Here is a 12,954-nt window from a genome sequence, read left to right on the forward strand (position 1 = left end):
GGGACACGGGGCCGCGGTCCAGGAAGGCAAAACCTCCGCGCGCGGGCGCCCGGCAAGATGGCAGGGGGCGCAAGTCTAGGAAAGAAATCCACGGCTTGTGGACGCAAGGCAACAGCGGGCGAAGTCTGCGACCCGCAGTCGGGGGCGAGCCTCGCACGCCATCGACGCCAAACCCTGCCTGGCAGGCTCGCCTCAGCGTCCACCGGCTGTGCAAGACCTGCTGGCAAAGCGAGACAGCGCATTTGCTCACCGCACAGCCGAGAACTTCGGGCACACATCCAAGGCGACATCGCCAAGAAAAAACCGGCCCATCGTTGCCGATGGGCCGGTTGGAGGCATGCGTCTAGAAGAGCCGCCGCGGCAGCTCGTTAGACGAAATTACATGCTGTAGCGGATGCCGACGTAGTAGCGGCGACCGATGGGGTCGTAAACCGCCGCGGCCGTTTCTGCACCCGTGGTATTGCCAGGCAGGCCGGTGATGATCGGAGGTGCCTTGGTGTCGAAGGCGTTATCAACGCCCACATAGACCTGCGCCTTGCCAAACTTGTAGCTGCCCTGCATGTCGAAGTAAGCCTTGGAAGCAATCTTGAAGCTGTTCTTGGTGAACAAGGGGTACTTCTTGGGATTGTTCAGGTACTTGCTCGCGAACTGATCGTCCAAGTAGGACTCACCGATATAGGTGGTCGTGGTGCTGAGGCTCCAGTTGCCGTAGTCGTAACCCAGATTCAGGGTCCACTTGTTGGCGGGGGCGCCGACTTCACCACGGTAGGTGTCAGCGGTCGATTCCGGCGTTGCTTGGTTCCAGGCATCAATCAGATGCGTATACGACAGACGGCTGCTCAGACGACCCGGGCCGACCTTTTCTGCATAGCTAGCAGTCAAGTCAACGCCGCGGGTATTCAAACCACCGCTGTTCACCGGTGCTTGGTCGATGTAGGTCAACGCGCCTGCACTGCCAGCGCTGTTAGCGACCGCGCGACGGGTGATGAACTTGCAGAACGATTGGTCGCCTCCGTCATAGCACTGATTCAGCGCGTACTGACGGCCGGGGTTGGCAATGGCCTTGTCGATCGAGATGTCGAAGTAGTCTGCCGTGAAAGCAAAGTTCTTCAGCAAAGGAATCGTCTTGGGCGTGATCACAAAGCCCAAGGTCGACGAAGTCCCTTGCTCCGACTTGAGGTTGGGGTTGCCGCTATTGAAGCCGCTGACGCCTTGGGTATCAGGTTGAGTCAAAGTGAAAACGCCGCCATTGGCGTTCATATTGGCCAAGACGCCAGGTGCAGCCTTGCAGCGGTCGGCCAACACACCGGTATCAGTGGCCTTCACCTTGTCGCAAGGGTCATTGACCGAGGGGAAGTCTTGCGAGGGGCCTTGATACAGCTCACCGATATTGGGGGCGCGGGTCGAAACGGCTCGTGTCAAGCGCACACGAACCGTCGAGTTAGCCGCCCAGTCCAGGCCTGCGTTCCAGCTATTGGCCTTGCCCGCGGTGGAGTAGTCACCCGTACGGAAGGCCAAAGTACCGTCCAGCGATTTGACCAGCGGCAGATCCTTCAGCAAGGGCAGACGAGCTTCGACAAAGGCTTCCTTGACGTTGAAGCTACCCATGGTGTTGGGCGTCTTGTTGCCACCGTTGAGGCCGGCCACCGTCAATGCGTCGTTGATCGAGCTGGAGCTTTCCTCACGCCACTCCAGACCAGCCGCAATGCCAACCGGACCGGCAGGCAGATTGAAGGGCTCGCCGCTGATGCTGGCGCCGGCCGTCTTCTGCGTCACCTTGGTCGTCAGCGATTGAGGCGCCTGGACATACGCGATGGCTTCGGGCGACATCGAGTTCAGACCGAAGATATTGAGCGGCACGCAGCCTTGTGCACGCGCATTCGCATCCAGGCACATGGCTCCACCCTTGCCGTCAGGAATCGCTTCCAGGGCGCTGCGGAAGTTCAAGACATTGACCTGACCCGTGCCGTTCTGAGCTTCCTTGGTGAAGCCGTAGCCTGCAAACGCTTCGTAGTTCCAAGTCTTGTTGATCTCGCCCTTCACACCGGTCACGAGGCGGAAAGTGTCGCGCTCAACGGTGTAGGTGCGGGGGCCGAAGTCCGACATACGGCGCTGGAAGGAGTAGACGTCGCCGACCAAGTTGGCGGGCACCAAGGGGTTGCGAACCGTCTTGCCGTCAACCGTGAAGCTGGCGGGCACGTCACCGCCAGAGTCCGGATAGATGGAGTCAGAACCCAGGGGGAAGGGTTCGATATTGGTTTGTGCTTTGGTCGAAGCATAGGTGGCTTCAAAGAAGGCCTGATGTGCTTCGGCAAAAGTGCGATCGCCCTTCACGGCGAGCAACAAGCGGTCCACCGGCACAGCAATACGGCGATAGGCCGAGCGGTTGAAGCCCGTGGCGTTCACGCCATCGCCGGCGGGGCCGTTTTGGCTCCAAGGAATTTGTTTGCCGTTGGCGTCAAAGGTGAAGTCAATGACTTTGCCATTGGCGTCGGTGCCTTGATAGCGGCCGGCCGGTGCGAAACCCGAGAAGGACACATAGCCCTTGTACAAATCAGCCGGATCGACCGAGCGGCCACCAACGACCAAGGAGTTTTGGTCCACGGCCGACGCGGAACGATCGCGCGAGTTCACTTCACCCTGACGGCTGAAACCGAAGTGAGCCATCAAATTGGATCCGCCGTCAGCAGACGAAGTACCCCAAGTCGCACTGAACTTCTTCTTCTGATCGTCGCCCTTCTGGCTTTGCCCAAGCTGAGCATCCAGAGTCAGACCGCTGAAGTTGCGCTTCAAAATGATGTTGACCACACCGGCGACAGCGTCCGAACCATAGGTCGAAGATGCGCCGCCAGTCATGACTTCAACGCGCTCGATGAAGTCAGTAGGAATCGTGTTCAAGTCCACGGCGGAGTCACCGGGAACGCCTGAGACATACCGGCGTCCGTTGACCAAGACCAAGGTTCGGCTAGAGCCCAGATTGCGCAAATCAATGGTCGCAACGCCCGCACCAGTGGTGAAGAAGTTGGAATTGCTGCGGCTCAAGCCCGGGGTACCAAACACCGGGCTCTTCAACAACAAGTCCTGCAGATTGGCTGCGCCAGACGTAGCGATATCGGCTGCCGTCATCACCTGAATCGGTGCCGACGATTCGGCATTCATCGACAGAATGCGGCTGCCGGTGACTTCAACGCGCTCCAGCTGTTGCTGGGTGCTGGCCTGCTGAGCGAACACCGGGGTCGCCAGGGCGCCCAGGGCCAGAGAAACCGCAGCGCTGATAGCGCTGACTTTTGCTTGCTTCAACATCAAATTTCCTCCGTGGATTTGGCGATATGCCGAGCTCTGATTGCAAGTCCGCAGACGTTAAGGTTTACGCCCTAGAGACCCGAGGAGCTGTGTGCCGAAGAAAGTCTAGGAGTGCCTATGTGAATGCCTACAAGGGGTCAATACCTATGGGTCTAACGCGACAAATACTTGCTTCGCTGCCGCATATATGACTTTTGGCAAAACGGGCGACAAACGCACACCAGAAGGCATTTACCTTGCACAGAGCCCGACAAATTGGCTTGTTAGCAACGGCATATATGACCTAAGGCACTGGCTGAGATTTCGACATTAATTTTCAGATGCGTCGCACAAAGGTATCGAAATGCATCCGACTCATTCGCCATTCGCACAAATAGAGGGGGTGGTCATAATTCCTGGCGGCAAACGAAAAAAAGCCCGGCACTGGCCGGGCTTTTCGGGTTGAGTCGCGAGTGGCAAAACTCTGCCACTGGACCTCAAGATTTAGGCTTAGAAACGGTACTCAGCACCCACCTTGACGGTGCGCGGACGAATCGAGTACGTATCGCGCAAATTGATGGGAGCTGGATTGTTCAACAGGTTGCCAACGTTCAGGCTCAGGGTAAGACCCTTGAAGCCACGGTAGCTAACATTCAAGTCCGTGCGCACATAGCTTTCGACGAAGCAAGGATAAGCGCCCGGCTTCAATCGAGCCTGGCAAGCCGCCTCGCTCCAGCTGGACTCATCTGCTTCACTGTCATTCAGCTTGGTAGCCGAGGTGTAGTTGAAGCGCAGGCCGGTTGTCCAATCATTCTTGGCCCAGGCCAAGCTGAAGATGCTGCGCAGACGCGGGGTATTGCGCAGACCAACACGATTCGGACGATAGGAATTAGCCTCAATGTCCCACTCGCGGGCAGTCAAAGCGTAAGTCGCCGACAGGCCCATGCGCAGGGTACCGAACTCAGCGTTGCCGACCTGACCCTTGATGTCTACGTCAATACCCGAGGATTCGGTTTTGCCGAAGTTTTCATACTGCAGCAGCAAGGTGACCAACTCACCGGCCTTCCAGGACACATTGGCTGTGGGGTCCAGTTGGTTTGCACGATCGGCACGGGCTTGGTCGGTACCGCTGACGGGCACGCGAGCGATCAGATCCTTGTATCCAGCGTCGCCCTCGCGATCCAGCACATAAGCCGGGTCACGGTAGGAGATTTCATCGCGACGCTCGATCTTGTAATAGTCCACCGCGATGGACAGGTTCTTGACCGGATCGAACACAAAGCCGACGGTTGCGCTGCGCGACAACTCAGGCTTGACATTGGGATTGGCCGAGATCATGGCGGGAACCGAGACCAGGCAACCCGAGTTGAAAGCAGCCGTGGCGTCTTGAACGTCGTTGGCATTGCCCTTCTTCAGGATGTCGCGAATCTGGGTGGCCGTTTCGCAGCGCTTGGGGTCAACCGTGTTGTTGAAGAAGCCGGTCAAGCCCACCTTGCCCAGGGTTTCCGGGATGTTGGGAGCGCGGAAACCCTCCGACAAAGTACCGCGCAACATCAGCATTTGCGGCAGCACTTCGTAACGAAGACCCAGCTTGGGCGACATATGGCCCTCAAAGCCGGTGGCTTTGTCATAGCGAACAGCCGCATTGGCGGTGAAGCCCTTGAACAACGGCGCTTCGACTTCCGCAAAAGCGGCATCGAGCTTGCGATCACCTTCGATCCAGACCGAGCCATTGCCGATGATTTCAGCGTTCAACAGGTTCTCGGAAGACTTGATCTTGACGTTCTCTTCACGATGCTCAACACCGAAAGCACCCATCACAGGACCGGCAGGCAGGCTGAACAATTCACCGCTGACCTTGGCATCGATGAAATTGGTGCTGTTCGAGCCATTCAGGCTGTGCTTGCGGAACATGCGATTCAGCAAATCGGCACTGTTGGAGCCAGCAATCTTGTACTCGCCGCTGGAGACGGCGTTGATGAAGTCGGTGCGATGAGCGCCAACGCCATTCTTCTCACCGTCAGCGCCCAGGCGACCAATCACAGTCTCCCAGTCCCAGTTGCCAAAAGTTCCCTTCAGACCAGCTTGAACTCGGTACTGGGTGGCTTCAGCCGGCGCAGCCCACATACCCAGGTCATCCATGAAGCGGTACTCAAGACCAGCGGGCACACCCAGGGAGTTCGCAGGATTGTTGGCAGCAATCAAGGGCTTGTTGACCAGCTGAACCTTCTTGCTATTGCCGTCAAACCACTTGTACTGCGTGCCAGGTGCACTCAGACCAAAGGGCAGACCCAAATACTCGGTCTCGGTCTTTGAGTACGAGGCTTCGGCGAAAGCCTCTACCGAGTCTGAAACCAGGAATCGGCCCGAAGCGAACAAGTTCACCCGCTTGGCCGGGTCATAGATTTGATTCAGGTCGTTGATGTTGGTCGTGCAAGCGCCAGCAGCGTTCAGCTGTGAAGCTGGGCAGCCCGCAACAGGCTTGGTACGGGTGTTGCCTTTGAACAGATTACCCGGATAGGAAATCAGAGAAGGGTCACCCAGGGCAGGGCTCACGATCTGCTTGTAGTACGGGTGATAGGAGCTCAAGGCATCGGCCAGGGTATAGCCTTCGCGCTTGTAGAACTCAGCATTCAGCAAGACGTTGAATCGATCCTTGGTCAAATTGCCGAAGCCACCAACGACGCTAGCCGTCATCTGCTTCTGCAGGGAAGGCTCGATACCCGTTTGATAGTTGGCACTGATGCCAACGCCTTGGTAGTCCTTGCGGGTGATGATGTTGATCACACCGGCCATGGCATCCGAACCGTAGACGGCCGATGCGCCGTCCTTCAGCACTTCAACACGCTCGATGGCGTCGGCCGGGATCGAATCAACGTTGACAAAGGTTTCCTTGGCGCCGTCTGCCAGAGCGTAGTACGCCACCCGACGGCCATTCAACAGAACCAGGGTTGCACCCTTGCCCAGACCACGCAGCGAAGCGCCGGTAGCACCCGCGGCGAAGCTGCTGGAATTGCCGTTGTCGGTCAATTCATTGGTGCTGGTCGACGTGATGGTGTCCAGGACTTGGCGAACGGTATTCGCGCCGGACTGCTTGATTTCAGTGCGACCAACAACCGTGACTGGCGAAGCGGTTTCAGCAGCCAGGCGCTTGATGTTCGAGCCGGTGACTTCAACTCGCTCCAGTTGCTGCGCCGGGGCGGTCTGTGCCTGCGCCGACATAGCGACAACAGCGAACACGGCGGCACTGACCGCGCTGAACTTGCAATTCCTCAACATGAGCATCCTTTTGGGAGTAGTGGACGAAAAAGCCACTGCACCTCCCTGCGCGTTCCTGATAAGGAAGAGGGCGGAGGCCAGCGGCACTTCTTCCCAAAATTTAGCTTGAACTTACATTGCTTCACACAGCAGCAACACCTGTGAACGAGGCACAACGCAGCCGGGAAAACTCAGCAAATTTGTGGCAAGAGAATCTGCCAAAAATCTCCGCGGCATATTGGATGAAATATGCCGATTCGCGCTCGGAATGCCGATAAACACTGGGGAAACTTCTGTTTCCAAGCTGGAGTTCGCCTAAAGAGGAAACCCCCATTTCCCCGCGTTCCTCACCAAACCTCTCTGCGCAGCTCAAAACAACTGTTCGCGCGCCGCACAAGCACTGCGCAAACAATGTCCGCGATTAACACAAACCGACTCTCAAACTCCCGCCCAGCAGCGAGTTGGTCACCCAAGCCAAGGCCGCGTTCTACCACCATTTCGGTCCACACCAGATTTCCACTGCTTGAGCGCATCAACTCGAATTCCGACTTTCCTACCGAATTAACGCCAGACATCGGAAAGTCGAAAGCAAGAGAAATGGAAATGCTCACATTGCGCACCAATACTTGATGCGATATGCCGCCACAAAACAATGCATTAATCGCACAAATTCATGTCATTAATTCACCAAGCGCACTTTGAATGCATTGAAGAGTCATTGGCATGACGAATAGCACTGCCAAGTACATTTGCACAAAGGCCTAAAAATTAGCGGCCTTCGGATAGACGGGGCGCAATTCGCACAAATGGAAAGACGAGGCCACAAGATCGATAATTTCGTCACACAAATACAACAAACAAGCCAAAACATCCTTCGTCCAGTCGGTCAGATCCTGGGATTTCTGCTCAAACATTAAGCAATCGTTGCCAAACGGCAACGCGCCGACACCTTCTAGGCCAGGCAAAACAGGGCGGCAGGCGCACATTTCTAGGCAAGCGAAAGTTTGCAGAGTGCGGTCCGTTGGTTACTTTTACCGGTAATTTCCAAACAATTACCTGCGACTACGTGAAATGGGCCGTGCTTGAGGGCGTCGATTTCGAGTCCGTTTCGGCGCCGCGGTTCAAAAAGCGCACGCCCGCAAGGGGTCTTCCCCCGGAGCGAGCCGAGAAGGCCGAGGGCAAGAATGGAAAGTCGTTCAGAAGGCTGCAGAAGCCCCTATCCAGGCTTCACACGCAGACCCCGTTCGCAAGGCTCACCAGCCCCTTCCCTCCAGGAGTTCCTATGTCCAAACACAACCGCACCCAAGTCTCACTTGCTGCGTTGCTGGCCCTCAGCGGCCTGGCCAACGTGGCATTTGCCCAATCAGCGTCGACACCGCAGACCATCGAACGCGTGGAAGTCACGGGTTCGCGCATCCGTCAGATCGACTCTGAAACCGCTCAGCCCATCGTCAAGATGACCCAGGCTGACATTCAGAAGAGCGGTCTGGTCACCGTGGGTGATTTGATCAACTCCATGACCTCGGCCGGCTCCCCTGACTTCAGCAAGGGCGCTGTGCTGACCTCCAACCGCGAGCAAGGTGGCCAGTACGCCAATCTGCGTCACCTGGGTTCCGAGCGAGTGCTGGTCCTGGTCAACGGCAAGCGCTGGAGCCAGACCGTCGGCGGTTACACCGATATGTCCACCATTCCCTCGTCCATGGTGGACCGGGTTGAAATCCTGAAGGACGGCGCTTCGTCCATCTACGGTTCGGACGCTATTGCGGGCGTGATTAACTTCATCCTGAAGAAGAGCATGGAGGGCGGCAGCGCCAGCGCTTACATCGGCCAAAACCAGAAGGGCGACGGCCGAGTTCAAGACTTCAACTTCAGCTACGGCGGCGGCAATGAAAAGGCCTCGCTGATGTTTGCCTTCGCCTACAACAAGGTGGACCCTGTTTGGGCCAAGGACCGTGACATCACGGCCACCACCTACGGCCCCGACCACGTGGGCGATGGCTTCGGCGCCAGCCCCTGGGGCCGGATTCGCCAGGTGAGCGCAAGTGGCGGCGCTACCGGCTTCAACAAGATTTTGAACCACACCGGTGGCGGTTGGGGCGATGGCACGGGCTCGGACTCGCGTGACCCGGCCAACTATCACACCTATGCCGGCGCGCAGGCCGACACCTTCAACTCGACCGACCAGATGATGTTCCAGTCGCCGACGGAACTGAAGACCATCTTCGTCAAGGGCGCTTATGAACTGACGCCGACCGTGCGCTTCGCCAGCACGGCGATGTACTCCGACCGCAATTCTTCCCGTCAAGTTGCCGGCTACCCCGTCAATAGCCAGACCCAAAGCAAGTACCCGGTCTACATCGACAAAGACAGCTACTTCAACCCCTACGGCAATGCCGTGGCCGGTGCTGGCAATGGTCAGGACCTGTTCTTCTACCGCCGCACCATCGAAGTGCCGCGCGTGACGGGCAATGAAAACCAGACATTCCACATCGATGGCGGCTTTGAAGGTGATCTGACCATCGCTGGCAAGCCCTGGACCTGGAGCGTGGGCGCCAACTACAGCGACGTCAAGGGCACGACGCTGTCGACCGGCAACCTGAACCTCTTGAACCTCAAGAAGGCTCTCGGCCCCTCCTTCCTAAACGCCAACAATGTGGTTCAGTGCGGCACGGCAGCCAACCCCATCCCGCTGGCGGAGTGCACGCCCTTCAACATCCTGGGCGGTCCTTCGGCTTCGTCGGCTACAGCGCTTGACTATGTGATGTCGACGGGCCAAGGCACCTACGGCAGCACGATCAAGAGCGTCAATGCGGACATGTCCGGCGAACTCTTCAATCTGCCCGCAGGTGCATTGGGTGCAGCCGTCGGCGTGGAGTACCGGACCGTGGCGGGCTACGACCGCCCCGGCCAATTCGAGCAATCGGGTTACTCCACCGACCTGGCAGCCAAGACCACCACCGGCAACTACTCGGTCAAGGAAGTTTATGGTGAGCTCGCAATTCCTCTGCTGAAGGGCGCACCTCTGGCTGAGCTGCTGAGCTTGAATCTGTCTTCCCGTTTCTCGGACTACAGCAACTTTGGCACGACGACCAATAGCAAAGCCAGCTTCACCTGGAAGCCAATCAAGGACGTGCTGACTCGCGGTACTTGGGCACAAGGCTTCCGCGCCCCGACTTTGAGCGACACCTTTGGCGGCGGCTCACAGTCCTACGACTCCTATCTGGACCCTTGCGACAGCAAGCTTGGCGCAGCCGCAACCAATGCCACCGCCAAGGCAAACTGCCTTGCAGCCGGTGTCTCGCCGACCTTCCGCCAAGTCAACCAGGCAGGCAACCCGGTGACCGGTGCTGCCCAAACCCCCTACCCCTTCCAAACGGGTGCGGGCAATGCGGATCTGAAGCCCGAAACGGCCAAGACCACGACTCTGGGTATTGTGGTGAGCCCCTCGGCCTTGCCCGGTCTGAACGTGTCCTTGGACTGGTATCGCATCAGCATCGACAACCGCATCACCGGCGTCAGCGCGACCTACGAACTGAACCAGTGCTATGTGCAAGGTGTGAGCAGCTTCTGCAACAAGTTCAAGCGTGACCCGCTGACCGGCCAGATCAACTATCTGGAACGCGGCAACGCCAATTTGGGCAAGCAAGAAACCGAAGGCATCGACCTCGGCCTGAGCTACCGCTTCCCTGCCATGTCCTGGGGCCAGATCAACTTCAAGTCGGAATCCACCTACTTGAAGAGCTACAAGATCAAGAGCACCGAGACCTCTGACTGGGTCGACTACTCCGATGAGTACCCCTACTACAAGTTCCGCTCGAACTTCACCTTCGACTGGAGCAAGGGTGATTGGGGTGCGTCCTTCGGTACCCGCTACTACAGCAGCGTGAAGACCAACTGCTGGGACGTTGACGCAGCTATCGAGTGCAACAACGCATCAGGCAACTGGAGCGGTGGCACGGGCTTTGATCGCAAGGGTTCCGTGATTTACAACGACCTGAGCGTGAGCTACATGACCCCCTGGAAGGGCAAGCTGATGGTCGGCGCGAACAATGTGTTCAATGTCAAGCCGCGCATCAACTACGACGCCAACAGCGGCTACGGCGGTAACTCCTCCTCGGCCTCGGTCGACCCGGATCTGCCAATCGATCGCTTCGTCTGGGTGCGCTACAACCAAGCCTTCTGATGAACAGGCCCGCAAGGGCCTTGATTTGACGCAAGTCCAAGCCCGCACGGCATCAAGCCCTGCGGGCTTTTTTCAGCATGAATGCCATGGGCATCGCAGTTGAGCTTATCGGGGTTTCCTGGGGCTAGGCAAAACAAGCCCAGTTCGCTAAACCTCAATGCGGAGGAGACAACATGTTCAGAAAGAATCCACTCTTAGGCTTCGCCTTGGGCGTCGCATTAGCCATCGCTTCCGCCAGCCTGAAGGCAGCCGAGGCGCCTGTCGGCCCGCCGGCTGCAGCAGGCAAGACAAGCATCACTGACTTCTTTCGCACACCGGATGTGCAAGGTGTCCGTCTGTCGCCGGATGGCAATCAGTTGCTGGCGATCATCAGAAACGGCAGCGATCATGTCGGCCTTGCGGTTTTCAACATCAAGAACCTCAAGGAATCCAAGGTCATCGTCGCCTCGGACGAATTGCACGTCGATCGGGCCTACTGGGTTAACCCCCAGCGCATCGTTTTCACGGTCAGAAAACCACCAGGCAAGGAAGATGTAGGGCCTGGTCTTTGGGCCGTGAACAACGACGGTGGTGACCTACGGCAGTTGATTGACCACAGCCGCCGAGCCATGGAAGCCGGCACCTCGATCAAAAACAGAAGCCTGCCCTGGGCCTGGGGCCTGTTCGCAGTTCTGGACGATGGGAGCGACGACGTCATCGTCGAACAGTTCACCTTTGACACGAAAAGGCAGTTGTCGCGCACGAACTTGGCGCGCTTGAATACCCGCACTCATGAACGCACGACCCTGGGAACCGGGGCCCCTCTGGGTAGCAAGGACTGGGTGCTTGATCGCCAGGGGGAACCCATGTGGGCGACGACCCTGATCCAGGGGCAACTCGCGATGTATGTCAAAAAGAGTGCCTCACAGCCTTGGGAAGCGTGGGCCACAAGCCCAGTCGTGCCCGGTCCAGAAACGGATCCTGTTTGGGTTGGCCCCAACCGCGAGGTCTACGTCTTGAAAAGGCAGTCTGAACAACAGACCTCAGCCTTGTACCGACTGGACGCACAAACATGGAAGCCTGAACCCCAGCCTCTTGTTTCCATCAAAGGCTACGACCTGTCGCCCGAGTTCGTCTATGACGCCACTGCCAAGCGCTTGCTTGGCCTTCATTTCACCGCCGATGCACACAGCAGCGTTTGGTTTGACCCCGCCATGAAGGCAGCTCAGGCTGAGGTCGACAAACTACTCGGGGGCACGGTCAATCTGCTCCACTGCAAGCGTTGCCTTTCAAACAGCAACATCTTGGTGGAGGCCTTCTCTGACAGGATGCCCTCCAGTTACTACCTGTATGACCGGGAAAGCAAAGTCCTCAGCCCAGTGGGCAGTGGTCGCCCCTGGATTGACCCCAAGCAAATGGCGGCCGTAGACGTGCAGCAATTCAATGCCCGAGACGGACTCCCGATCCCGGTGCAAATCACGGTACCCAAAGCGGCCCCGAAAAAGCCCATGCCAACCGTTGTACTGGTTCATGGCGGCCCTTGGATTCGCGGCAACTATTGGGGCTGGAATCCGGCGGCGCAGTTCCTCGCTTCCCGCGGCTATCTGGTTGTGGAGCCGGAATTTCGCGGCAGCTCTGGTTACGGCTTCAAGCACTTCCAAGCCGGTTGGAAGCAGTGGGGCCAAGCCATGCAAGACGACGTGACCGACGCCACACAATGGGCGATTAAGAAAGGGCTGGCGGACCCCAAGCGCATCTGCATCGCCGGCGCCAGCTACGGCGGCTATGCCACCTTGATGGGCTTGATTCGCGAACCTGATCTCTACAAATGCGGCATCAGCTGGGTCGGTGTCACCGACATCGAGCTGCTCTACACCGTCAATTGGAGTGACGCATCCGATGCGTCGAAGGACTACAGCATGCCTGTGTTGATCGGCGATCCAGAGAATCCGGAAGAACTCAAGGCCATGCGGTCCAACTCGCCGCTGCTGCGCGCTCGAGAGATCAAGCAACCCTTGCTGATGGCCTATGGCTTCGACGACGTACGTGTGCCCGTCGTGCACGGCACCAAGCTACGCGACGAAATTCAAAGCAATAACAAGCAAGTCGAGTGGGTCGCCTACACCCGCGAGGCCCATGGGTGGACACAGCTGTCCACGCAAGAGGACTTTTGGGGCCGCGTCGAACGCATGCTTGACAAGCATATCGGCACCAACGCCGCACCCTAGCCTCGGCGTGGGAGGAGCGTTCAG

Annotated in this window: 4 protein-coding genes; 2 read left to right on the plus strand and 2 right to left on the minus strand. The window is 57.9% G+C overall.

Translation table 11 applies throughout. The features are described 5' to 3' along the window. Positions 1 to 378 precede the first annotated feature (378 nt). Entirely contained in the window at positions 379 to 3,303 is a 2,925-nt protein-coding gene (locus DBR47_RS08430; RefSeq protein WP_124448908.1) for a TonB-dependent receptor domain-containing protein, read from the minus strand. A gap of 489 nt (positions 3,304 to 3,792) precedes the next feature. Then, positions 3,793 to 6,558 (minus strand): TonB-dependent siderophore receptor, encoded by a 2,766-nt coding sequence (locus DBR47_RS08435; protein ID WP_197046943.1) that lies wholly within the window; start codon positions 6,556 to 6,558, stop codon positions 3,793 to 3,795. A gap of 1,264 nt (positions 6,559 to 7,822) precedes the next feature. Here DBR47_RS08435 and DBR47_RS08440 point away from each other — a divergent pair. Together DBR47_RS08440 and DBR47_RS08445 are read left to right on the plus strand one after the other, a co-directional pair. Further along, positions 7,823 to 10,723: a TonB-dependent receptor domain-containing protein gene (locus DBR47_RS08440; RefSeq protein ID WP_124448912.1), complete on the plus strand. Its 2,901-nt coding sequence runs from the start codon at positions 7,823 to 7,825 to the stop codon at positions 10,721 to 10,723. Positions 10,724 to 10,896: 173 nt separating this feature from the next. Then, a complete protein-coding gene (locus tag DBR47_RS08445; RefSeq protein WP_124448914.1) occupies positions 10,897 to 12,930 on the plus strand; it encodes a S9 family peptidase in 2,034 nt (677 codons plus the stop codon). Positions 12,931 to 12,954 lie beyond the last annotated feature (24 nt).

The sequence above is a fragment of the Paucibacter sp. KBW04 genome (assembly GCF_003852425.1).
Taxonomy (GTDB): domain Bacteria; phylum Pseudomonadota; class Gammaproteobacteria; order Burkholderiales; family Burkholderiaceae_C; genus Paucibacter_A.

Bases quoted from the DNA above. Each gene is read 5' to 3' on its own strand.
- DBR47_RS08445 (WP_124448914.1), top strand. From the start codon at position 10,897: ATGTTCAGAAAGAATCCACTCTTAGGCTTCGCCTTGGGCGTCGCATTA.
- DBR47_RS08440 (WP_124448912.1), top strand. From the start codon at position 7,823: ATGTCCAAACACAACCGCACCCAAGTCTCACTTGCTGCGTTGCTGGCC.
- DBR47_RS08430 (WP_124448908.1), bottom strand. From the start codon at position 3,303: ATGTTGAAGCAAGCAAAAGTCAGCGCTATCAGCGCTGCGGTTTCTCTG.